Consider the following 22,823-nt stretch of genomic DNA (forward strand, 5'->3'; position numbering starts at 1 on the left):
GCTGCCCCAATGCGTGACATCTTCTCCTTCTTCGAGAAGCCCAAGGATCCGTTGTCGTTCTCCGCGATGCGGATCTCGCTCGCCAGCCCCGAGAAGATCCGCGAGTGGTCTCACGGCGAGGTGAAGAAGCCGGAGACCATCAACTACCGGACCTTCAAGCCGGAACGGGACGGCCTGTTCTGCGCCAAGATCTTCGGCCCCGTGAAGGACTACGAGTGCATCTGCGGCAAGTACAAGCGCATGAAGCACCGCGGGATCGTGTGCGAGAAGTGCGGCGTCGAGGTGATTCAGTCCAAGGTGCGTCGTGAGCGCCTCGGCCACATCAACCTCGCCACGCCGGTCGCCCACATCTGGTTCCTCAAGAGCCTCCCCAGCCGCATCGGCAACATCCTCGACATCACCCTCAAGGATCTGGAAAAGGTCCTGTACTGCGAGGCGTACATCGTCATCGACCCGAAGGACACCGGTCTCGGGGTAGGTGAGCTCCTCAGCGAGGACCGCTACGTCCAGCTCCTCGAGGAGTACGGGGACGACCGTTTCGACGCCGGCATGGGCGGCGAAGCCGTGCTCGAGATGCTGAAGCGCGTGGACGTGCACAGCCTCGCGGAGCAGCTCCGCGGTGAGATGCGTACCAGCACCAGCGAGGCGAAGCGCAAGAAGATCGCCAAGCGTCTGAAGGTGGTGGAGGCGTTCCGCGGTAGCGGCAACCGCCCGGAGTGGATGATGCTGACCGTCATCCCGGTCCTGCCGCCGGACCTGCGACCCCTGGTGCCGTTGGATGGTGGCCGCTTCGCGACCAGCGATCTCAACGACCTTTACCGTCGCGTGATCAATCGGAACAACCGCCTCAAGCGGCTCCTGGAGCTGAACGCGCCGGAGATCATCATCCGCAACGAGCGCCGCATGCTGCAAGAGGCAGTGGATGCGCTGTTCGACAACGGCCGCCGCGGCAAGACCATCACGGGTCCCAACAAGCGCCCGCTCAAGAGCCTGTCCGACATGCTCAAGGGCAAGCAGGGCCGGTTCCGTCAGAACCTGCTCGGCAAGCGTGTGGACTACTCGGGCCGTTCCGTCATCGTCGTCGGTCCCACGCTCAAGCTTCACCAGTGCGGCTTGCCGAAGAAGATGGCGCTCGAGCTGTTCAAGCCCTTCATCTACAACAAGCTGGAGGAGCGCGGCTTCGTCAACACCATCAAGAGTGCCAAGAAGATGGTGGAGAAGGAGCGTCCCGAGGTGTGGGACATCCTGGACGAGGTCATCAGCGAGCATCCCGTGCTCCTGAACCGCGCGCCCACCCTGCACCGTCTCGGCATCCAGGCATTCGAACCGGTGCTCATCGAGGGCAAGGCCATCCAGCTCCACCCGCTGGTCTGCGCAGCCTTCAACGCGGACTTCGACGGCGACCAGATGGCGGTCCACGTGCCGCTCTCCATCGAAGCTCAGATGGAGGCTCGCGTGCTCATGATGAGCACGAACAACATTCTGTCGCCCGCCAACGGCCGGCCCATCATCAACCCGACCCAGGACATCGTGCTGGGGCTCTATTACGCGACCCGGCTGCGCCGTTTCGCGCGGGGCAGCTACCGTGAAAATGCCCTGACCTACGACGAGGGCAAGGGCGAGCTGTCGGGCTACCTACGTGGCGTGTTCGCGTCTCCGGACGAGGTGCGCATGGCCTACGACAACGGCGTCGTGGACCTGCACTCCGGCATCAAGGTTCGGATCAAGGATCGCGACGACGAGGGCAAGCAGCGCTCGCGCGTGGTGGCTACCACCGTGGGCCGCGTCATCATCGCGGAGATCCTGCCGCCCGGTATTCCCTTCGACTACGTCAACAAGGTGCTCAACAAGAAGGCCCTGTCGGCGCTGATCGACGTCTGCTACCGCAAGCACAAGAACAAGGAAACGGTGCTGCTGGCAGACCGTCTCCGCACGCTGGGCTTCACCCACGCTACCCGCGCCGGTATCTCCATCTGCATGGATGACATGGTCATCCCGGACAAGAAGAAGGAGCTGATCGACGCGGCCCAGGCAGAGCTCGAACGCGTGGTCGATCAGTACCAAGAAGGCCTCATCACCGACGGCGAGCGTTACAACAAGGTGGTCGACATCTGGGCCGGCGTCGCGGACCGCGTGACGGAAGAGATGATGCAGGTCATCGGCCGCGAGGTGATGACGGATCCGGAGACCAACGAGAGCAGCGACGAATCGAGCTTCAACCCCGTCTACATCATGGCGGATTCCGGAGCTCGTGGTTCGACGCAGCAGATGCGGCAGCTGGCGGCCATGCGCGGGCTGATGGCCAAGCCTTCGGGCGAGATCATCGAGACGCCCATCACCGCGAACTTCCGCGAAGGTCTCAGCGTGCTGCAGTACTTCATCTCGACGCACGGCGCGCGCAAGGGCTTGGCGGATACCGCCCTCAAGACCGCGAACTCCGGCTACCTCACGCGACGTCTGGTGGACGTGGCACAAGACGCCGTGGTCGCGGAGTTCGACTGCGGGACCCTCGACGGCATTCGCGTCACCAAGCTCGAAGAGGCGGGCGAGGTCATTCAGCCGCTGGGCGATCGCATTCTCGGTCGCGTGGTGCTGGAGGACGTGGTGGACCCGCTCACCGGCGAGGTCTTGGTCGAGGCCAACACCGAGCTCGATGAGACCCTGGTTCGTCAGATCGAGGAAGCCGGCATCGAAGAGGTCGTCATCCGCTCCGTGCTCACCTGCCAGACTCGCCGTGGTGTGTGCTCCATGTGCTACGGCCGTGACCTGGCGCGTGGCTACCGCGTGAACATCGGCGAGGCCGTCGGCATCATTGCCGCGCAGTCCATCGGCGAGCCCGGCACTCAGCTCACCATGCGTACGTTCCACATCGGTGGCGCAGCGGCCCGCGGCAAGATCGAGCAGAGTTCGCTCGAGACGCGCACCGAAGGCACCGTACAGCTCCGTAACGTGCAGCTCGCGAACAAGCAGGACGGCTCGGTCGTGGTCATGAATCGCCACGGCGAGCTCGTGATCATGGACGATACGGGCCGCGAGCGTGAGCACCACCGTCTGGTGTACGGCGCCATGCTCAAGTGCAAGGATGGAGACCGAGTCCCGGCCGCGTCCATCGTGGCGGAGTGGGATCCCTTCGCGGCCCCCATCCTCACCGAGGTGGGCGGTATCGTGAAGTTCGGCGACCTGGTCGAAGGCGTCACCGTCATCGAGAAGGTCGACGAGGTCACGGGTCTTTCGCGCAAGATCGTCATCGAGTCGCGCGCGGCGGATCTCCGCCCGCGGATCACGATCTCGGATCCGGAGACCGGCGAGCCGATGAAGCTGCCGGGGACCGAGCTCGACGCCCGCTACCTGCTGCCGGTTGGCGCCAACATCGTGGCGCAGGAAGGCGAGCAAATCTCGGCCGGCGAGGCGCTGGTCAAGATCCCGCGGGACACCACCAAGGTGCAGGACATCACTGGTGGTCTGCCCCGCGTGGCGGAGCTGTTCGAGGCGCGCAAGCCGAAGGATCACGCCATCATCAGCGAGATCGACGGCATGGTGAGCTTCGGCAAGGACACCAAGGGCAAGCGCAAGGTCGTGATCACGCCCTATGGCATCGACGGCCAACTGCTCTCGGACCAGGCGCGCGAGTACCTGGTGCCCAAGGGCAAGCACATCCAGGTGCAGCCGGGTGACCACGTCCGCGCCGGTGATCCCCTGCAGGACGGACCCGCGAACCCGCACGACATCTTGCGCGTGAAGGGCGAGAAGGAGCTCGCGGCTTGGCTCGTCAACGAGATCCAGCAGGTGTATCGCCTGCAGGGCGTGGGCATCAACGACAAGCACATCGAAGCGATCGTGCGTCAGATGCTGCGCCGGGTCCGCATCAAGGAGGTCGGCGACACCAACTTCCTGATCGACGAGCAGGTCGAGAAGTACATCTTCGAGCGCGAGAACATGCGGATGATGGAGCGTGGTGGTCAGCCCGCCGTCGCGGAGCCCATGCTCCTCGGCATCACCAAGGCGTCGCTGTCCACGGAGTCCTTCATCAGTGCGTCCTCCTTCCAGGAGACGACGAAGGTGCTCACCGAGGCCGCGATCTGCGGCAAGACGGACGATCTCCGCGGCATCAAAGAGAACGTCATCATGGGTCGGCTGATCCCTGCGGGAACCGGTCTGCCGGCGTACAAGCGCCTGCAGGTGGTCGTGGAGGACAAGCAGGCTCAGCTGTCACCGGTGGCTTACGCCCCAGCGGTACAGGCCGAGATCACTCCCGCCGTCGGCGAGGAGTGAGTCGACCGAAAGAGCAACGGGCCGCGGGGCAATCGCCCTGCGGCCCAGCGCATTTTGTCAGGTGCCCGAGAGGGGCAGCACGATCGAGGCCGTCGCTCCGTAGCCGTAGAGGTAGGCGCCGACCGGCACGGAGCTGTCCAAGATGTGGCTACCGGCCGTAACAGCACACTCCACCCGTTGGTAGCTGGCACCGAGGGCGGACGAGCTGCAGCTCGAGGGGAGCGCCGCTCCATCGAGTTGCAGTCCGCTGGTGGAGGGTGCGATCACGACGAGGGTGCTCGTGGTCCATGTCGCGTCGGCCTGGAAGCCGAAGTGCTTCTGGAACGCAGGGCTATCCGTCACCAAGAACATCGACGGATCACCTGTGTCTTGCGTCGTGAAGTTCTTGGAGGCGAGCAGCTGCCCCACCAATAGGGGCGCGCTGCTGGTGAGCGTGAAGCTCGTCGTGGCCCAGATGTCGTGGACCTCACCGGCCGACACCGTGAAACTGTCGAAAGGAGCCGGCAAGCTGGTGGAGACGGTGGTCCCCGCGGAGGTGCCGACGACCCGCACGAAGTCGGGCTCCACGAACGAGCTCCCCGAGCGAAGCGGGCTCTTCGCGATGGCATAGCTCTGCCCGAGCGCGCCGTTCGGAGGGATCTGCAGCTCGAAGTGGTCGGTGCAGCAGGTGTCGTTCGGATCGTGGCCGGCGAACGTGGGCGCGGGAGGAGCGAAGCCGGCGTAGGGAACGGTGATGCGCTCGCCGCTGGAGAACACCGCGACCGGCGCGCTGGCTTCCACGATGGTTCCCGTCAAGTCCCCCGTGCCCCCATCGCTCGACAGGTTCAACACGTCGAACGGGCCAAGTTGCAGCGAGAGCTGCTCGCCGGCCTTTTTGGCAGAAATCGTGCCGTTTCCGAGCATGGCTCCCCCTGCCGTGACCGTGACCGAAGTCCCCGCCGCCGTGCCCACGATGGTCACGGAGCTGTGATCCGGGATGCCCGGGATGGAGATGGGCGCCGTCGGATTGGTAGTGGGCCATCCCAACACGTGATGCTTCGTGCCGAGCTCAGTTGCGGGCAACAGCGCCGTGCCGCCGTTGGCGGCGTCATCACCGTTCTGCTGATAGAGCAGGATGGGCGCCGTCGAGGTCACGTGAAAGGCGTTCGACGAGAGCAGCGTGTACGGCGGTCCCGGAGGATCCGCCGTGGAGCTCGTCATGCCGCTCACCTCGCGGGTGGGCATGGTGATCGTCAAGCTCTGTCCCGCGAGCACGTTCGTGTCCGAGACCTTGGTCGGCGCCGGCGTCGCTCCGGGCGCGGCGTCGTTCCGCTCCACGGTGACGTTGGCGGCGGCGCTGCCTGGGTTGTGCACCAACAAGTGCCAGGGCTTGTCCCACGCTGCGTCCGGACCGCGGGACATGGGCAGGTCTACGGCCCAAAACTCGGTTCCCGCTAGCGTGGGAGTCGGGGTCCCGCCGTCCCCCGCGGTGCCGCCCGCTCCGGCGCTGCCACCCACGCCAGCATCGCCGCCGCTCACTCCGCCACTGCCGCCGCCCACACCGCCCGTGCCTCCAGCCACGCCCCCGCTCCCGCCATCACCACCGGTCCCCGTGCCGCTAACGCCCCCGCTTCCGGCACTGGCGTCCAAACCTCCGTCGTGTGTACCGCCACCCCCCGAGCCGCTGCCTCCGCAGCCCACCAACGCCATCACACCCAAGAGCCCCGCCAAGCGCTTGTGCATGGTGACAAGGTGCCACGATCTCGAGGAGCGCGGGCCACGTGGTTCCGCGGCGGACCAACAAACCCAATAAATACGGACGTTTAAGTCGAAGATCGCGAAATTGTCTTGCGGGTACGCAGATGTAGGTGTTAGCAGTACACGTGCGTACACACTCTTACCGAGTGGGCAAGTTTCCAGCAGCGAGGATGGTCCCCATGAAAGGCAGCGCGATCTTCACCGGTCTGGTTCTCCTGAGCACGACGCTCGCCGTCGGTTGCTCCACCGACACCGCCGCGCCCGTGGGCGGTGGTGGCAACCAGCAGCTCGACCCAAGCGATCTGGTGAAGCCCGAAGAGGGCAAGGCAGATGCGAGCTACCTCGGCGTGTTCCTCGAGTTCGAGTTCGATGCAGAGGTGCTCGTCAGCGGCAGCTGGGGCGTGAGCTCCAAGATCGAAGATCAGCTGCTCTACACCATCGGGCACCTGAACGGCGAGAAGGCGGTCGGTCGTCTCGACAAGCTCGAGATCACGAACGTGCAAACGAGCAGCGAGGGCGGCAACACTCTCGTGAAGTATCACGCGAAGCTTCCCGTGGCCTGGGGTCGCAAGGACGCAGTGCCCGAGACGTACACTCTCAAGATCCCGCGCGACGGCACCTTCACCGGCTACGAGAGCTTCACGGAGAAGTACAAGCACGACTGCGTGGAGTGGGGCGCCCACGACGTGGATACCGGGAGCATGTGGTACTACTACCGCCCCAACAACTCCTCTTGTCATCTCGAGGAAGCCGACGTGGTCACGACCGTGGCGACGGTCAAACCCTCGGGCACGCAGACCACCGGCAAGTATCCCGAGTACGACCAGGTCTGGAAGGACGACCTGTTCAAGGTCGTGGCCATCTTCGGCAAGTACGAGGACGGCGCCACGAGCGCTTCGGACGCCGGGATTTCCGCCTACAACGAGTTCGTGAAGAGCATCAAGAGCCGGCTGTCCGCTCACCAGCTGACCACCACGCCAGCGCAGGTTCCGACCTCTCCGGGCGTCGAGATGCCGGACATCACCTTCGAGGCCACGCTGGCCGACGGCAAGAAGGTGCAGGTCACCACGCTCCTGGTCGACAACGTGCGCACTGCTGGTTACGCCTTCGACAAGCGTTATGAGGAGCTGAGCGGCACCGCGGACTTCATCGTGTACAACGGCCACGCGGGCCTGGGCGCCAACATCCGCGCGTTGGCTCAGAAGGGCAAGTGGGTCCAGGGCCAATACGCGGTCGTGTTCATGAACGGCTGCGACACCTACGCCTACGTGGACTCCGAGCTGTGGGACGACCACGCTGCCGTGAACCCCGATGACCCGAAGGGCACCAAGTACCTCGACATCGTCACCAACGCGATGCCGGCCTACTTCCGTTCGGACGCTGGCGCGACCATGGCCTTCGTCAACGGCCTGCTCAGCTACGAGCAGCCGAAGACCTACGAGCAGATCTTCAAGGAGGTCGACGGCTCGCAGATCATCCTGGTCAGCGGCGAAGAGGACAACGCCTTCGTGCCCGGCGGCGGCGGCGGCACGCCAGAGGCTTGGGAAGGCATGAACGAGAGCGGCAGCGTGGCCAAGAACGAAGAGATCCGCTACGCCACGCCGACGCTCACGCCGGGCCGCTATCGCTTCGACATGGACGGCGACAGCGACGCCGACCTGTACGTGCGCGTCGGCGAGGCTCCCGAAAAGAACCTCTACGATTGCCGTCCCTACAAGTACGGCTCCAAGGAGAGCTGCGAGGTCGAGATCACCACGCCGGCGCCGGTTCACGTGATGGTGCGCGGCTGGGCGTCGAGCTCGAGCTACACGCTGGCGGGCAGCCCCGAGTAGTCCGCCTCACCCAGAAAGGGCCGCGGTGATCCCATCGCGGCCTTTTCCAATTTTGTCGCGGCGCCGCGGAATCAGTGCGCTCTCATTGTGCCGTCGGTGGCGCGGACAGCTCTCGCTCGGTAGAGATACGGTCGTACGCCAGCCACGCCCCATAGCCGAGCAGCACGAGCGCTGCGGCAAAGCCGATGGCAATGATGGGAGCGCGACGGCGCGTTCCGAAATTGGGCTCGGAGTCGAGGGACTCGCGGGCCAGCGCTTCGAGATCGACCGGCGGCCGCGCGGGCTGCGCCTGCGGCGGTGCCGGCTGCGTGAGCGCTGGCGGCGGGGGCGTCCCGGCAGCGGGCAGCGGCTGGGGCGGCGGTTCGCGGCTGGCGCGCTCCAGCGCTTCGGCCAACATGGCGCGGTCACCCGTGGGCGTCTTGAGATCGCCCATCACCGCGATCGAGCTCGAATGCGTCACGGACGACTCGAACTCCGCGGCGAGCTCGGAGCGCTGCTCGGCTGCGTCGAGGGCGCGGCTCACCATCTTCTTGCGGCGTGCGAGACGCTCGGCGAGCTTGCTGGAAACGTAGGCGGCCACGTCTGTCTGCGTGGTGGGGCCGCACAGCTGGATGATCAGCGTCTCCAGCGCTCGGTGCATTTCGTCCGCGGTCGCGTAGCGTCCGTTCGGCTCGTAGCACAGCGCGGTGTACACCACTTCCGCGACCTCGTTCGGCACGCCGCGTAGTGGCTCCGGGGGCATGCCCTTCACCAACCGCGCGAGCGTGGCGAGCTGATTGTCACCTTCGTACGGGGTCCTACCCGATAGCAGTTGATACAGCATCACCCCCGCGGCCCAAATGTCTGCGCGGCGGTCCACGTCCCTGCCCAGAGCCTGCTCCGGGGCCATGTACGCGACCTTGCCCTTGATGACACCCGCGCTGGTCTCCTCGCTCAAGCGATCCACGGCCTTGGCCACGCCGAAGTCGATGACCTTGACCTCACCGGTGTGGCTCACCAAGACGTTGGCGGGGGACACGTCGCGATGCACCACCCCGAGGAGGGTGCCGTCTGGACTCTTCACCTCGTGGGCGGCGTGCAGGCCATTCAGTGTGTCGCTCACGATTCTGAGGACGATGCCCAGCGGCAGCTTCTCTCCGGAGCCATGGACCACCCGACGGAGAGCGGACACCGAGTCGCCTTCGATCCACTCCAGCACCAGGTAGAGCAGATCCACCTGCTCGCCCAGATCCAGGATCTGCGCCACGTTCGGATGGTGGATGTTGGCGATGATGCGCGCCTCGTCCAGGAACATGCGCTGGAAGCGAGGGTCCGCCGCGTGTTGGGACAGGATCGTCTTGATCGCGACCAAACGCTCGAAGCCGTGGTGGCCGGTGAGCCGCGCCACCCAAACCTGGGCCATGCCGCCCTGGGCGATGGGGGCCAAGAGCTCGTAGCGATCAAGTCGCGCTCCTGGCGCCAGCTGTGCAGGCGGAGGCACCGAGCTCATAGGAGGCTCAACTTTTGTCGCTCCCCGGGGGCTTGCGCAAGGCCTTTGCTGGGGAGGCCGGTTCCATGCGGTGCTGGCGCCGAGATTGGCGCGTCGTGTAGCCTATTGGCGATGTCGACGAACCCGATCCTCGGGCTGGACGTTTACGTGGCACTGGCAGCAGTGGGCTGGGCGGATGGCCAGCTCACCCGAGAAGCGGCAGACGCGATCTTACGGACGGCGTCCGAAGAGGGGATCGAGATCGAACAGCTGTCCAAGATCGAGGACGCCGTGAAGGAGCCGGTAGACGTGGGCGTCGTCGATCGGATGAACATGAGCAAATCCGATCGCTTGTACGTCTACGCCGTCGCCTCCTGGATCGCGGCGTTGGACGGGCCCGCCACCGACAAGGAGCAAGAGGCTCTCGACAAGCTGGGCCTGGCCTTGGGGGTTCCCGAACCTCCGCGTCGCCATGCCGACGAGATCATGCGTGAAATCGCCGCGCAGGACTCGCGGCCGGAGCGTTTCGATTTGCACGCTCTACGCAAGACGTTGGACGAACGACTGGAGGCGGCCCGCGCGGCGCGCTTGGCTCAGTCCGAGGACGCCGAGTCCTGACTCAGTCGGCGCCGTTCGCGGCATCCGACTTCTCGTCGTGGTGAACGCGCACCTCGAGTAGCCGGATTCGTCGTCGAAACGCCTCGAGCACCTCGAACTCCGCGGTGCCCACCACGACCTTGTCGCCCACCCGTGGTGAGCGGCCGAGCTCGGAGAGCACCAAGCCCGCAACGGTGTCCTCGTCCCGATCCGACAGCTCGAGCTCGAGGGCCTCTTCCAGGTCCATCACCAACGTGGTGCCGCTCACGCGATACACGCCGTCGCCCACGGCGCTCACGTCGGGGATCTCTTCGTCGAACTCGTCCTGGATCTGTCCGACGATTTCCTCGATCACGTCCTCCAGCGTCACGATGCCGCTGATTCCGCCGTATTCGTCCACTACCGCGGCCATGTGCAGGCGCTCTTGCCGCATGCGCCGGAGCAGGGCGTCCAGCGGCAGGGTCTCCGGCACGAAGGTGATCTCCCGCTTCACTTCTTCGAGGGATTGGGGTGCTGGTTCGGCGCGGAAAACGTCCTTGATGTGCACCAGCCCGATGACCTCGTCGAGGTGCTCGGTACACAGGGGAAAGCGCGTGAACTCGCTTTCCCTCGCGATCTTCAGGTTCTCTTCCAGGGAGTGGCTCAGCGAGAGGTACGTCACGTCCGCGCGCGGCACCATGATCTGCCGCGCGACGCGGTGCGACAGCTCGAACACGTTGTCCAGCAGCTCGCGCTTCTGGCTGCTGAGCTTGCCGGCGTACTCGGAGCTGAGCAGCAGTCGCAGCTCGTCTTCGCTGTGCGTGACCTGGGCCTCGGCCACCGGCTCGATGCCCACCAGCTTCAGGAGTCCGTTTGCGGTGTGGTTCAGCACCCAGATCACGGGGAAGGTGAGCTTGTAGAAGGTGTACAGCGGCACCGAGACCCACAACGTCGTCCGCTCCGCCTTGCGAATGGCCAATGACTTGGGGGCCAGCTCACCCAGCACGATGTGCAGTACGGTGATGGTCAAGAACGCGACCGTCAGGCTTGCGGAATGAAGCACCGACTCCGTGGCGCCGGGAATCCGCTCCACGACGGGGCGGATGATCCACGCGAAGGCAGGCTCGCCGATCCAGCCGAGGGCCAAGCTCGCCAACGTGATCCCGAGCTGGGTCGCAGAAAGGTAGGCATCCAGGTGGTGAATCATGTGCTGGGCCACGCGGCCCCGGACGTCGCCCTTGCGCGAGTGGGGCTCGATCTGCGTCGGGCGCACTTTGACGATGGCGAACTCGGCGGCGACGAAGAAGCCATTCAGCGCGACGAGCACGATGGCCAACAGCAAGCCGAGCCAGGGATCCACGACCGGGGCGGAGCCTCCAGGGAGGCCGCTCATGGCGAGCTCCAGACCCGTCATGTTCGCTGGATCGACGCGCAGCCGGCATGCGGGCCCCACGCCCGCCATCGAACTTCATGTCGGCGCTTCGCGGTCGGCGTTGGCGCCGCGAAGCCGCACGCGGCCTTCGTCACGAGGCACCTATAGCGTAGCCCACGCGCCGCGGAAAGCGCCGGCGCACCGCGTCACCCGGTCCCCCGTGGAGCGCAAATCACGGGTGTCGCGGAATTCCCTACTTCGATAACTTGGCCCACCCCGTCGAACCTCCGTATCCAGGTAGAGGACGGTGGAGGGTCGATGTCGGGGATATTCGAGCTGGATACGACATTCGTGGCCATCGGCGTCTTGGAGCTCGCGTTCGTCGGGTGGCTGCTCTTGCGGCCCCGTCGGGAGCGGTCGGGGCGCTTGGTGGATGGCGCGGAGCGCTTGGGGCTTCGGGCTCGTCGCGGCTGAAGCTGGGATTAGCTGATAGGCTGGCACCCCTATGGTGTCCGGCGTGGTCGGTGATCTGTCGGAAAAGCTGGGTGCTCTCAAGGGCACCGTCGAAGACGTCGTGCGGCGTCGAGGCGATCCCGAGTGGTGGGAGCTGGTTCGCGCGGCGCTCGGCGTAGCACCCTCGGCTGTTCGCCAGACGCTGCCCTGGCTGGTCAAAGCTCGTGAGGGGCACGACGAGAGTCTGATCCGCGTCGTCTCCGAGAATGCCAAGGCTCGCCCTGGGGGGCTCGCCTTGGAGATGCGGGAAGATCAATTGACCTGGGCGGAGCTCGACGCCCTCACCTCGCGGATCGCCCACGTGCTGGAGGGGCTGGGCGTGCGACCGGGGGACGTCGTCGCTCTGATGGGCGAAAACTCGCCGATGTATTTGGCGATCACGCTCGGGGTTTCCCGGCTGGGGGCGACCGCGTCGCTCATCAATCACCATCTGGCCGGCGCGCCTCTGGCGCACGCCATCGCTTCGTCGCGCGTTCGAGTAGCGCTGGTGCAGGCCAAGATGGCGGAGGCCGTGCGAGCGCTGACGGACACGAGTCTGTCCCACCTCGTGGTGTACGGCGAGGGCGATCTGGAAGACCGCCTCGCGCGCGCGCCGCGTCGGCCGTTCCCTCGGGTCGAAGTCGACGCCGGAAGCGACTTCGTCTACATCTTCACCTCCGGCACTACGGGTCTACCCAAGCCCTGCAAGGTGACTCACGCCCGCTCGGTGTTGGCCGGGGCAGGCTTCGGCACGCTGCTCTTTCAGTTCCAGCCGGGAGACAAGCTGTACTGCGTCCTGCCGCTCTACCACTCCAGCGCCCTGCTCATCGGCGCCGGCTCGTGCATCCTGAGCCGCACGCCGTTGGCGCTGCGAGAGAGCTTCAGCGCGTCCGCCTTCTGGCCGGACGTACAGCGCTACGGCGCCACGTCCATCCTGTACATCGGCGAGCTGTGCCGCTACCTCGTGAATCGCCCACCCAGCTCCGAGGAGCGGAACAACCCGGTTCGGGTCGCGGTCGGCAATGGCCTTCGCGCCGATGTGTGGGAGGAGTTCTCGCGCCGATTCGACATCCCGTTCATTCGCGAGTTCTACAGCGCCACGGAAGCGCCGGGCGCGATCTTCAACCTCACCGGCAAGGTCGGCTCCGTGGGCCACGTCCCCATGCGCCGACTCGGGGCCCTTCGCCTCGCTCGCTATGACGTCGAGCGCGACGAGCTGACTCGTGACGGCGACGGGCACTGCATCGAATGCGCGCCAGGAGAAGTCGGCGAGCTGCTGATCCGCTTGAAGGCCAAGCCCTTCAGCGCTCTGGGTGACTTCCGCGGGTACACGGACGAAGGCGCCACTCGGAGCAAGGTTCTGACGGACGTGTTCCGCCAAGGAGACCGCTATTTCCGCTCCGGGGACCTGATGCGCTTCGACGACAACGACTACTTCTACTTCGTGGACCGCATCGGGGATACGTACCGCTGGAAAGGGGAGAACGTGTCCACCGCCGAGGTCGCCGAGGTCATCGGCAAGGCGGAAGGCGTGCGCGGAGCGACGGTGGCGAGCGTGCTCGTTCCCGGGATGGAAGGCGCCGCCGGCTTGGCCGCCCTCGAGTGCGAGGGCGGGCTGGATGTCGCTGCGTTCTGGCGCGTCGTGCGGACGTTGCCGTCCTACGCCCAGCCGCGCTTCGTTCGGGTGCTCCCACAGCTGGCCACCACGGGGACTTTCAAGATCCAGAAGACGCGGCTGCGCTCCGAGGGTGTGGACCCGAACCGGGTGACCGACCCACTGTACGTGCGGCAGGACGACGGCTACGTGCCGCTGACGTCAGAGCGCTGGGACGAGATCGTCGCGGGTCGTCTCAGGCTATGAGGGTCGTCGCTGCCGCGTTGCTTGCTCTGCTGTCGACCGGCGGCTGCAAGTGCTCGAAAGACAAGGCACCCTCGGTGGACGCTGGCCTCGCGCCGTTGGCCGAGTCCAGCTGGTTGGTGCCCCTCGACGTGCCCGGATTCCGTCCTGCCAGCGTGGCCGTGCCCTTGGGTGCAGTCACGCCTCGCCCCATAGTGATTGCCTTGCATGGCAGCGCCGACCGCGCAGAGTGGCAATGTGGCGCGTGGCGGAGCATCGTCGGCCCGCACCCTTTCGTGCTGTGCCCGGCCGGCGTCGAGCGCAGGGATCTTCCTGGACGCTCTGGCTGGGGCACCCAGGAGCGAACGGCAGCGGAGCTTCGCAAGGCGCTCACGGCGTTGAAGAAGAAGTACGGCGCGCATGTCGCCGGCGGCCCCGTCGTGCTCGCCGGTTACGGTCCGGGCGCTTCCCGGGCAATCGCCATAGCCAAGCAGGAGCCGTCGTTCTTCGCACGCTTGGTGCTCGTGAATGGCGGTACTCGAGACTGGACCGCCGGGAACGCCGCGGTGTTCGCTCACGGCAAAGGAAAACGCGTGCTCTTCGTCTGCGGCATGGACGCTTGCCGTCACGACGTCGATCGCGCCGTGATGTTCGCGCGTCACGCCGGGATCGTTGCCGACGCCGTTTCGACCGAGACCGGGGCGCCCCTCGAGCGTCCTCTCATCCGCGCGATTCGCGGTCGCTACGCATGGCTCGTGGGACCGTGACCACGCGATGGGCGCCGCTCGTGGCCCTCGCCTTGTGGAGCTGTCGCGGAAAGCACGAGACCACCGCCCAAGCCCCGGAGCCGAGGCCTGCGGGCATCGTGGTGGCAGCCTCGACCTCACCAGCTGCATCCGCGCCGCCCTCTCCTCCTGCGCCGCCGCCGCTGCCCACACCCGAGCCGATCGTCTCGCTCGAGGTGGAAGGTTTTCGGGACGCGGCCGTATCACTGCCTGTCCATGCGCGCGGGCGTCGCCCGGTCGTGATCGCACTCCACGGCAACTACGATCGACCCGAGTGGCAGTGCGATGTTTGGCGAGACATCACGGAGGCCTTTCCATTCGTGCTCTGCCCGCGGGGCATCCCACGCACGGACGCTCCCAAGAGCGAAGACCGTTGGACCTGGGGAAGCTTGACTCGGACCAAGAAGGAAGTGCTGGCAGCGTTGGACGCGTTGCGAGCGCGCTACCCTGATCACGTAGCGGAGGGCTCGGTGGTGTTCACCGGGTTTTCCCTTGGCGCGATCCTGGGGCGCTTCATCGTGTCGAGTGAAGCAAAGACCTTCCCCCGCGCCGTGCTGATCGAGGGTGGCTACGACGGTTGGACGATTGGATTCGCCAAGCGATTTCATGACGCCGGTGGAGAGCGCGTGCTGTTCGCCTGCGGGCAAGCGGCCTGTCGTCTTGCGAGTCAGGCCGCATCGCGAGTGGCAGAGAAGACCGACGTAGGAGCGCGAGTGACGTTCGGCGGAAATGTCGGACACACGTACGACGGCGTCGTTGCGCATGGAGTCAAAACGGAGCTCGCGTGGCTGGTGGAGGGCGACCCACGGTGGGCTCGGTAAAGTCTCGGTGACGACGGTTCGGAAGGGTGGATTTCCATGTCGACGGGGGTAAACTCAAACACGATGCGCACGCTCGTTTTCGTCGCGTCGGGCGCGCTTGCACTTTCGAGCTGCAAGCTGTTCGAGCCACCGCCTGCCCCTACGTACGAATCCACCGTCAAGGTGGAGGGAGATCCAGGGCAGCCCATCGCTGGTGCAAAGATCACCTACAAGGGCGAGAAGGTCGGCACGACGAACAACGAAGGGCGTCTCAAGCTGCGCTTGAAGGGTGCCGAGGGCGAGGTCTTCGATTTGATGGTCGCATGCCCTCAAGGCTACCAATCGCCTACAAAACCGCTGCCTGTGACCCTTCGCAAGGTCGCGGAGCAGGGCGCGATGCCGGAGTACAAGGTGTCGTGCCCTCCCACGACAAGAACTGTCGTCGTCGCCGTGCGCGCGGAGAACGGCCCGAACTTGCCGGTGCGCTACCTCGGTCGCGAAGTGGCGCGTACGGATCAGTCCGGCGCCGCCCACGTGAAGCTTTCCGTGAGCCCCAATCAGGCGCTGCAGCTGTCCCTGGACACCACGGAAGAGAAGAATCTGAGGCCCCAGAGCCCCACCCAACAGTTCGAGGTCAAGAACGCGGACGAGGTGTTCGTGTTCGACCAAACCTTCAAGGTCGAGCGCCGCTACCACTACGCTCCGCGGAGAACTTCCTCAGGACCCACGCCGCTTTAGAGGCGTCGGTCGTGTCGTGTGGCTGAAGTAATCGAGCACCATTGAAACCATGAGTGACCTAATCGTTCGAGATCCTTCGGGAAGCGACAAAGTTGACATGAGCGAAAGAACTCCCTTTACCGAGATCCAGAGGTCTGGTAGTGTAGGGAACGGTATGAGGCCTGAAGTGTCGCCCAGAGAACGACGAGCACCTCGGCAGGTTGCGCGGCGCTTCATGGCGGATCGTCGCGGAGCGATCATGGCGGAGTACGTCGTGTTGCTCAGCACCGTCACCATCGCGTGGGCTGTCGCCATTCTGGCGCTCGGGCCCTCGCTGATCGCTGGCTACGAGCGGTCCCAAGGAATTTTGCTGTCCCCCTTCCCGTAACCCATCCGTGTAGGGAAACGGCGCAACCCCACCCACCCAAATAGAACAACCAGTCTTTTCAGCGAGGTAGAGCAATGACGGTCAAGCAGCAGATCCGAAAGTTCATCGAAGACAAGCGCGGCGCGGGCATGGCGGAGTACGTCATTCTGGTCGCGGTTATCGCGATCCTCTGCATCATCGCGTTCCAGGCCTTCGGCGGCGCGATCAGCGGCAAGGTCGGCGAGCACACTGGGAAGATCCAGGGTCTCTGATCGAGGATGTACGGCGAGCAGTATTTTCTCCTCGCCGCAGTCCTGGTCACTGGGCTGGCCGCCTGGTTTGATTGGCGTACCGGGCATCTGCCGAATCGGCTGACGCTCGGTACGCTGGCAGCCGCTCCGTTCGTTCATGCTGCCTTCGGGTATGCGCGGGCGGGTTGGACCGGCTGCTGGCAAGGAGCAGCGTTTTCGGTAGCTGGAGCATTCTTGTGTTTGATTGTTCCAGCCATTCTCTACTTCGTGGGAGGTATCTATGGAGGCGACGTCAAGCTACTTGGAGCTGTCGGCGCTCTCTTGCTTCCCATGGTCGGGATGGAAGCCGAGCTCTACTCCTTCCTCGTCGCGGCGCTCTATGCGCCCGCGCGTTTGGCATGGGAGGGCAAGCTGTTCCACACCTTGGGGAACAGCGCCCTGCTCGTGCGCAACTGGTTCGTTCCCAAGGCAAGGCGCCGGGAGGTCCCGCAGGAGATGATGGCCGAGCTGAGATTCGCCCCATCCATCTTCGCGGCCACCTGTGTCGCCGTATTGTTGCACTGGCGAGTTTGACAATGAGGAGACTGACGTGAGCCGCCTGAGCCGCCAAAACCGCCGCGGAAGACCCGAGAAGCCGCGAGTCGGCGGCTCCAGAGGAACCAAGGGCGCCGTCTACGTCGAATTCCTCATCGTCTTCTGGCCCATCTTCCTGACCTTCTGGGTACTCACCCAGGCCGCCGGCCTGTACTCCGCCAAGCTCATCGTGATGCATTCGGCGGTCACGGGCGCCCGTGCTGCCGCCGTCGTGATTCCGGACGATCCGAAGAACTACGGCGGGGAAGAGATGAACAAGCTCACCTCCAAGCGCCGCCAAGCCATCGAGCGAGCGGTCGCCATTCCGCAGCTCGCCTCCCTCAGCCTGGGAATGTCAGAGGTCGAGTTTCCCAACGGAACCAGCTACGGCCCCGGCTCCACCGTCGTGGTGCACGTGAAGACGCCGTACTACTGCGAGCTCCCCATCGCCAAGTGGTTCGTGTGCATTGCAGGCACACGCATCTTGGAGGGTCGAGCCAGCATGCCCGTTCACGCCGCCACCTACGAGTATCCCGAGTGACGAGGGCGCGATGACCGAGAAACGCACAATAAAGTCCCTGGTCCAAGAGGAACGCGGCGCCATCATGGTGGCGGGCGCGTTCATGGCGTTCTTCCTCGCAGGCGCGCTCTTCTATCTCATCGGCACCGGCAACGCGATCATGTACCGCGAGCGCGTTCAGGACGCCTCGGATGCCATTGCCTTCTCCGCCGCTGGTGTCCATGCCCGCGGCATGAACATGATCGTCCTGATCAACCTGATCATGGCGGCCATTCTTGCTGTCTTGGTTGCTCTCCGCATGATCGCGCTGATGCTCGGCATTGCGCTTGCGGCGTGCGCAATCATCGTTGCTCTCTCCTTTGGAACGGGTGCTGCCTTCTGCGGCCCCTTCATGACTTGGGGCGGAAACCTCGAGAGCAAGATCATCCAGGCAAGCAACAAGTACGCGAACGTCGTGGACAAGGTGTTACCTGTCTTGAGCAAGATGGAGGTGGTCGTTGCGATAACGACCCCCTACGTCGCACTCGCCAAGTCGTTCGATGTAGCCGACCACTACAAGGGGGACACGGAGACCGCGGTGAACAGCGGTTTCATGGTGAGCCCTTCGATGGTTCCGTGGCTGCCGGACGGCAAGAAGCTAGGGCTCCCCGTCCAAGAAATGGACTACGACAAATTCTGCAAGAAAGCTGCGGAGATTGGCGTCGACCTCGCCTTCTTCTGGATGCCGGGCTTCGCGGTCAAGGCTCTGAAGTGGGCGGCGGGAGGCTTGGCCGGTACGTTCTCAGGGTACTTCTGCGGCCAGAGCGGTGGTGCATCCGACGTGAAGTCGACGATGAAGAACGACTTGGCGTCCACCATCAAGACCATCTGCGACAACAAGAAGAAGCAGTGGGACAAGGACCACGAGGGTGAGAGCGACCCCCCCTCGTTCAAGTACGACGACTGCAAGAAGGACACGCAGAAAGACCTGAACAAGCAGGTCGACTCCACCGTCGGCCAGGCCAGCCAGGGAATCGACGCGGGCTCCGGCAAGATCTTCGATATGAAGAACAAGACTCCCAAGGAAGTTTGGGAGGGAGCCAAGATTGGCAGCGTCTGGTTCGCGACTTGGGGTGTGGCCTTCGGCAACGAAGAGTGGCCCCGCAAGATGGACAAGGGCGTGGCTGTTGCTGCCTCCTCCGGCATGCCCAACCCGAACACCTCCTGGGGCAACTTCCGCTTCGCGCAGGCAGAGTTCTACTGGGACAAGAGCGGGAAGTGGGAAGACAACAAGGACGACGCGATGTGGGAGATGCGCTGGCGGGCGCGCCTCCGCCGCGTGGGGCTCAACGGTCTCAACCTGGGTGAGTACTTCTCCAAGTTCGGTCTCGGCAAGCTGATGGAGAAGTTCAAGGTCAAGGACAAGGTCATGGAGAACCTGAACAAGACGGGCACTCTCCAGCACCTGTTTGGTGGCTTCGTCTTCGACAAGGCCGAGGATTGGCTCAAGGGCGCGATCAGCAAGCCCGGCGCCAAGCTCGACAAGTGGATCGACGACAAGCTCAAGTTCACTTCCTGGGAGATCATCCATTGACCCCGCTCAAACGCACCAGGATGGGTCGTCGCCGCTCTCGGGGTGCGGCCGCCGTCGAGGCCGTCATCATCACTGGCACGATGGTCATCATCATGGCTTGCCTGTGGGCGGTGGTGAACGCCCACAAGGCAAAGCTGAGCGCCATGGACGAAGCTCGCGCCATCGCTTGGAAGCAAGCCCTGGCTGGCTGTGAGGGCAGCGGAAACGCTCTCGAGAACGTCAACTCGAACACGGGGCAGGCAGAGGACGTGCCGGGCATGCCAGACACGTCCGAGGCCGAGGGCTACATCGACTTCGGCAACACGTCGCTGACCAAGGACTCGGGGTACATCGACATCACCAAGTCGGAAACGTCCACCTTCCCCGGCATGCTCGGAGGCAAGTCCTACGAGATGAAAGCGCGCATGTACATGCGCTGCAACGAACCCCCCGCGCCGGACAACGTCGGGGACTTCTTCAAGACTGCGTTCAACGTCGTCAAGGGCGCATTCGGATTCTGATCGAGGGATGAGAAGTATGGCCAACACGAGCGAACAGCAGAGTCGAGCTGGCCGCAGGCAGTTCCGCGGGTTCGTGCGCCTTTTCGTCCCCGAGCGCGTTCGCCGGGTGATGCGAGTGGGCACCTACGTGGCAGTGCTCTTCGTGGTGCTCGCCGGCGTGGCAGCGAACTCGGCGATGGGAAGCGTGACGGAGCAGGCGCTCATCACCGGGCGTCAGCTTTCCAAGCTGGAGGACTTCACGTCTTCCTCGAGCCGCCTCGTACTGAACGGCGAGCGGATGAACATCGCCAGCGCGACGACCACTGCGGACGTGTCCGCCGTGTTGGACCGCGTGGAAGGCGTGTGCAAGGAAGACGGTACCGTCGCCCGTGATTTCCGCGAGATCGACTCGCTGATGACGGACGCGAAGGCGCTGGCGGCTGCCAAGAAGTTCCGCATGGGCGTTCTCCGAGAAGAGCGCGACGGTGAAGGCATCGTTGCGTGCGCAGTGCGGAACCCCAAGAACGGGGACCAGAACTTCGTCAAGGGACTGATGAAGTTCGCCGACAGCTTCGATCTCGCAGACGTTGGCTTGCTCCGCTACGTGTACGCGCGCCGCACCGATTCAGGGCGCACCCACGTGATCACCGTGTGGACGGACGGCTCCTTCAAGTTCGATTCGATGCTGGCTCCTGCGGACGGCAAGGACGCGCCGGGCTCGGATCCCCGCAATGCGCCGCGACCGAAGGACTCCGTACGCTTCTTGACGGCGGCGGCGGAAGGCGCTCCCCACTCGGTTCGAATCTACGAATCCACCGCGCCCTCGAAGGACGTGCTCCAGCAGTACGACTCGGAAATGCCCAAGCGTGGCTGGAATCGCGTGCCGGTGAACGAAGAGGTGCCGGAGGCGCGCTACTACAGCCGCAAGGGCGTGGACCTGATGCTGGTGGCGTACCCCAACGGGGACCGTACGGCAGTGTCCATGCTCGAAATGCGCGGCAACTGAGCCGAACCTCCGACGTTCCCATTTCGGCGTTATCAGGCCATACTGGGTCGCGCGTATGAACAAGCGTGCCCTCCTGATTGCGCTCATCGTTGCAGTGCTCGGGGCCTTCCTGCTCGTGATCTACATGCGGAGGTTCGAGCAAGAGGCTTCTGGTGGCGAACGCATCCTCGTCTTGATGGCGGTTAAGCCACTGGACCCGGGAGCCGTCATTACCGAGGATTCGGTGACGTCGCGTGAGATCCCACTGGCCTATGTCGAGGACCGTGCGGTCAAGGCGGTGGAGAAGTCGAACGTCATCGGTCTGAAGCTCGGTAACAAGGTCGAGGCCCAGCAGACGCTGATGTGGACGGACTTGGCCATTGCCACGGACGAGCAACGAGACCTGAGCGCCCTCATTCAACCAGGGAACCGCGCCATCTCGATCCGAGCTGAGCGGAACGACAAGAGCTTCGCGCTGATCCGTCCCGGCGACTACGTGGACGTGATCGCGAACATGCCCGCCGGGGATGGGGACAAGCGCAACGCCGTGGTGCTCCTCCAGCGCGTGTTGTGCTTGGCGGTCGGGCTGCAGACCGCCCCTGCCAACCTGGTGGACGACAAGGACGCGTACTCCAAAGACCTGATTCTAACCCTGAGCGTGAACCTGCAAGAGGCCCAGCTGCTGTCGTTGGCCTCGGAGAAGGGACAGCTCATGGTCGCGCTGCGCAACCCCGACGACCCGCGCGTCGTCGAGGGGATTCCCGACATGTCGTCGACGGCGCTCGAGGACAAGGACATCCGCGGCAAGATCCAGAAGATCCGTTCCAACGCTCCCGTGAAGCTCGAGGCGCAGTAACCATGTTCCGAAACACCTGGATTCTCTTGGCCGCCCTGCTGTTGGCAGCGCCCAGTGCGCTGGCACAGGACGAAGACCCCAAGAGCGAAAACACCGAAGAAGCCGGCGAAACAAACGAGCTCAATCTCGTGGTCGGCGAGAACAAGACGCTGCCAGCCGTCGGCGTGAAGAACTACTCCGAAGGCATCAAGGGCATCGCGGACATCAAGCTGACCACGGACAACACCAAGTTCGTGATCGCGGGCCGCAAGCCCGGAACCACGACCCTGCTGCTCATCAACAAGGACGGCACCACCGTCAATTGGGTCATCAACGTCTTTGCACGCTCTCCGGACGTGGTGAAGCGGGAGGTTAGCGCCCTGTTGGGTGAGTCTCCTGGCATCCGCGTGCGACGCATCGGCTCCCGCTTCTTCATCGAAGGTGGCGTGGCGACGGAAGGGGACGCCCGGCGCATCGAGAAGATTGCCGCGCTGTACCCAGGTCAGGTCGAGTCCCTCGTGGTCGTGGGACAGGGCGGAGCGGCGGACCGGAAGGTCAACATCCGCATCGACTTCTTCTTCATCCAGTACGACAAGACCAGCGGCTATCAGGTCGGCGTGGACTGGCCGAATCGCATTGGCGGCAACGTCGTTCAGAGCGAGTTCACCTACGACTTCTTGGCAGGCACCACGACTACCGCGGAGGCCTCGATCGTCAACCAACCGCTACCGGCTCTCGACATCGCGTCCAACCACGGCTGGGCCAAGGTCATGAAGCAGTCGACGGTGATCACCGTGAACGGCACCAAGGCGACCTTCGAGAGCGGCGCCGAGCAGAACTTCGCCGTAGCCTCCGGGCTGACCTCCACCATTCAGCAGATCGAGTACGGCACCAAGGTCACCGTGCTCCCGCGCCTCGACGAAGAGAGCGGCGAGCTCGAGGTGCAGGTCGAGGCAGACGTCTCCGACCTCATCCCCCCGGTGTCCGCCACCAACATTCCAGGGCGCAACGTCTCCAAGCTGAACACCCTCGTACGGCTCAAGCTCGGCCAGTCCCTCGTGCTTTCCGGCATTCGTTCGCAGAACCGACGACATTCGGTCAGCGGTCTGCCGCTGCTTAGCGAGGTGCCGGTTCTCGGGCTACTATTTGGCTCCCACCTGGACGACGCCCAAGACGTGGAAGGCGCCGTGTTCATCATTCCCACCGCGGTCGAATCGGCCCCCAAGCCGGCCATCGAGATCGTGAACAACGCTCTGTCCCAGTTCGAGGAGTACTCCGGGGACATCGACACCGTAAATGCCTACAACAAGCGGCCGCAGCAGTGGCGCAAGGTCAACAAATAGACCCTACGC

Annotated in this window: 20 protein-coding genes; 17 read left to right on the forward strand and 3 right to left on the reverse strand. The window is 64.5% G+C overall.

Going from position 1 to position 22,823, the window contains the following annotated elements; genetic code table 11:
* Positions 1-9: 9 nt before the first annotated feature.
* Complete coding sequence (rpoC, locus tag H6717_22280; GenBank protein ID MCB9579770.1) at positions 10-4,272, forward strand: DNA-directed RNA polymerase subunit beta'; 4,263 nt, start codon at positions 10-12, stop codon at positions 4,270-4,272.
* Positions 4,273-4,329: 57 nt separating this feature from the next.
* Here rpoC and H6717_22285 read toward each other — a convergent pair whose 3' ends face one another.
* Complete coding sequence (locus H6717_22285) at positions 4,330-5,994, reverse strand: IgGFc-binding protein (protein ID MCB9579771.1); 1,665 nt, start codon at positions 5,992-5,994, stop codon at positions 4,330-4,332.
* 194 nt (positions 5,995-6,188) lie between these two features.
* Here H6717_22285 and H6717_22290 point away from each other — a divergent pair, with 194 nt between their 5' ends.
* A complete protein-coding gene (locus H6717_22290) occupies positions 6,189-7,841 on the forward strand; it encodes a PPC domain-containing protein (protein MCB9579772.1) in 1,653 nt (550 codons plus the stop codon).
* Positions 7,842-7,923: 82 nt separating this feature from the next.
* On the opposite strand, the gene H6717_22295 is transcribed toward H6717_22290, so the two are convergent.
* On the reverse strand, positions 7,924-9,330 hold the full coding sequence (locus H6717_22295) for a serine/threonine protein kinase (GenBank protein ID MCB9579773.1): 1,407 nt from the start codon (positions 9,328-9,330) through the stop codon (positions 7,924-7,926).
* Positions 9,331-9,441: 111 nt separating this feature from the next.
* Between H6717_22295 and H6717_22300 the strand changes: the two genes are divergently transcribed.
* Entirely contained in the window at positions 9,442-9,927 is a 486-nt protein-coding gene (locus tag H6717_22300; protein ID MCB9579774.1) for a TerB family tellurite resistance protein, read from the forward strand.
* Between the two features lies 1 nt (position 9,928).
* Here H6717_22300 and H6717_22305 read toward each other — a convergent pair whose 3' ends face one another.
* On the reverse strand, positions 9,929-11,278 hold the full coding sequence (locus tag H6717_22305; protein ID MCB9579775.1) for an HlyC/CorC family transporter: 1,350 nt from the start codon (positions 11,276-11,278) through the stop codon (positions 9,929-9,931).
* A gap of 297 nt (positions 11,279-11,575) precedes the next feature.
* Between H6717_22305 and H6717_22310 the strand changes: the two genes are divergently transcribed.
* The 14 genes from H6717_22310 (at position 11,576) to H6717_22375 (ending at position 22,814) form a co-directional block, all read left to right on the forward strand.
* Positions 11,576-11,731 carry a hypothetical protein gene (locus H6717_22310; GenBank protein ID MCB9579776.1) on the forward strand — a complete coding sequence of 52 codons (156 nt, stop codon included), beginning with the start codon at positions 11,576-11,578 and terminating at the stop codon, positions 11,729-11,731.
* Between the two features lie 34 nt (positions 11,732-11,765).
* Positions 11,766-13,610 (forward strand): long-chain-acyl-CoA synthetase, encoded by a 1,845-nt coding sequence (locus H6717_22315; GenBank protein ID MCB9579777.1) that lies wholly within the window; start codon positions 11,766-11,768, stop codon positions 13,608-13,610.
* The gene (locus H6717_22320) at positions 13,607-14,353 is read left to right on the forward strand and encodes a hypothetical protein (protein MCB9579778.1); all 747 of its coding nucleotides are present in this window, start codon (positions 13,607-13,609) and stop codon (positions 14,351-14,353) included. The genes H6717_22315 and H6717_22320 overlap by 4 nt, the downstream gene beginning before the upstream one ends.
* A complete protein-coding gene (locus tag H6717_22325) occupies positions 14,350-15,192 on the forward strand; it encodes a hypothetical protein (GenBank protein ID MCB9579779.1) in 843 nt (280 codons plus the stop codon). Before H6717_22320 ends, H6717_22325 begins: the two co-directional genes overlap by 4 nt.
* Positions 15,193-15,255: 63 nt before the next feature.
* The gene (locus tag H6717_22330) at positions 15,256-15,909 is read left to right on the forward strand and encodes a hypothetical protein (GenBank protein MCB9579780.1); all 654 of its coding nucleotides are present in this window, start codon (positions 15,256-15,258) and stop codon (positions 15,907-15,909) included.
* A gap of 166 nt (positions 15,910-16,075) precedes the next feature.
* Positions 16,076-16,276, forward strand: a complete 201-nt coding sequence (locus H6717_22335) for a hypothetical protein (GenBank protein MCB9579781.1) — start codon at positions 16,076-16,078, stop codon at positions 16,274-16,276.
* A 74-nt stretch (positions 16,277-16,350) separates the two neighbouring features.
* A complete protein-coding gene (locus H6717_22340) occupies positions 16,351-16,527 on the forward strand; it encodes a hypothetical protein (protein MCB9579782.1) in 177 nt (58 codons plus the stop codon).
* Between the two features lie 6 nt (positions 16,528-16,533).
* Entirely contained in the window at positions 16,534-17,079 is a 546-nt protein-coding gene (locus H6717_22345; GenBank protein ID MCB9579783.1) for a prepilin peptidase, read from the forward strand.
* A gap of 16 nt (positions 17,080-17,095) precedes the next feature.
* Positions 17,096-17,620, forward strand: coding sequence for a hypothetical protein (locus H6717_22350; protein MCB9579784.1), 525 nt, complete (start codon positions 17,096-17,098; stop codon positions 17,618-17,620).
* 10 nt (positions 17,621-17,630) lie between these two features.
* Positions 17,631-19,172 (forward strand): hypothetical protein, encoded by a 1,542-nt coding sequence (locus H6717_22355; GenBank protein MCB9579785.1) that lies wholly within the window; start codon positions 17,631-17,633, stop codon positions 19,170-19,172.
* A 20-nt stretch (positions 19,173-19,192) separates the two neighbouring features.
* Positions 19,193-19,672, forward strand: a complete 480-nt coding sequence (locus tag H6717_22360) for a hypothetical protein (GenBank protein ID MCB9579786.1) — start codon at positions 19,193-19,195, stop codon at positions 19,670-19,672.
* A 16-nt stretch (positions 19,673-19,688) separates the two neighbouring features.
* On the forward strand, positions 19,689-20,657 hold the full coding sequence (locus H6717_22365) for a hypothetical protein (GenBank protein ID MCB9579787.1): 969 nt from the start codon (positions 19,689-19,691) through the stop codon (positions 20,655-20,657).
* A 55-nt stretch (positions 20,658-20,712) separates the two neighbouring features.
* The gene (cpaB, locus tag H6717_22370) at positions 20,713-21,492 is read left to right on the forward strand and encodes a Flp pilus assembly protein CpaB (GenBank protein ID MCB9579788.1); all 780 of its coding nucleotides are present in this window, start codon (positions 20,713-20,715) and stop codon (positions 21,490-21,492) included.
* Positions 21,493-21,494: 2 nt separating this feature from the next.
* Positions 21,495-22,814 (forward strand): pilus assembly protein N-terminal domain-containing protein, encoded by a 1,320-nt coding sequence (locus H6717_22375; protein MCB9579789.1) that lies wholly within the window; start codon positions 21,495-21,497, stop codon positions 22,812-22,814.
* The last annotated feature ends 9 nt before the right edge of the window (positions 22,815-22,823 follow it).

The organism is Polyangiaceae bacterium (genome assembly GCA_020633235.1).
Taxonomy (GTDB): Bacteria; Myxococcota_A; Polyangia; order Polyangiales; family Polyangiaceae; genus JACKEA01.

Coding starts and splice junctions, on each gene's coding strand:
- H6717_22320 (MCB9579778.1), top strand. CDS start 13,607: ATGAGGGTCGTCGCTGCCGCGTTGCTTGCTCTGCTGTCGACCGGCGGC.
- H6717_22375 (MCB9579789.1), top strand. CDS start 21,495: ATGTTCCGAAACACCTGGATTCTCTTGGCCGCCCTGCTGTTGGCAGCG.
- H6717_22365 (MCB9579787.1), top strand. CDS start 19,689: ATGGCCAACACGAGCGAACAGCAGAGTCGAGCTGGCCGCAGGCAGTTC.
- cpaB (MCB9579788.1), top strand. CDS start 20,713: ATGAACAAGCGTGCCCTCCTGATTGCGCTCATCGTTGCAGTGCTCGGG.
- H6717_22285 (MCB9579771.1), bottom strand. CDS start 5,994: ATGCACAAGCGCTTGGCGGGGCTCTTGGGTGTGATGGCGTTGGTGGGC.
- H6717_22330 (MCB9579780.1), top strand. CDS start 15,256: ATGCGCACGCTCGTTTTCGTCGCGTCGGGCGCGCTTGCACTTTCGAGC.
- H6717_22305 (MCB9579775.1), bottom strand. CDS start 11,278: ATGAGCGGCCTCCCTGGAGGCTCCGCCCCGGTCGTGGATCCCTGGCTC.
- H6717_22345 (MCB9579783.1), top strand. CDS start 16,534: ATGTACGGCGAGCAGTATTTTCTCCTCGCCGCAGTCCTGGTCACTGGG.
- H6717_22355 (MCB9579785.1), top strand. CDS start 17,631: ATGACCGAGAAACGCACAATAAAGTCCCTGGTCCAAGAGGAACGCGGC.
- rpoC (MCB9579770.1), top strand. CDS start 10: ATGCGTGACATCTTCTCCTTCTTCGAGAAGCCCAAGGATCCGTTGTCG.
- H6717_22360 (MCB9579786.1), top strand. CDS start 19,193: ATGGGTCGTCGCCGCTCTCGGGGTGCGGCCGCCGTCGAGGCCGTCATC.
- H6717_22300 (MCB9579774.1), top strand. CDS start 9,442: ATGTCGACGAACCCGATCCTCGGGCTGGACGTTTACGTGGCACTGGCA.
- H6717_22310 (MCB9579776.1), top strand. CDS start 11,576: ATGTCGGGGATATTCGAGCTGGATACGACATTCGTGGCCATCGGCGTC.
- H6717_22295 (MCB9579773.1), bottom strand. CDS start 9,330: ATGAGCTCGGTGCCTCCGCCTGCACAGCTGGCGCCAGGAGCGCGACTT.
- H6717_22340 (MCB9579782.1), top strand. CDS start 16,351: ATGACGGTCAAGCAGCAGATCCGAAAGTTCATCGAAGACAAGCGCGGC.
- H6717_22290 (MCB9579772.1), top strand. CDS start 6,189: ATGAAAGGCAGCGCGATCTTCACCGGTCTGGTTCTCCTGAGCACGACG.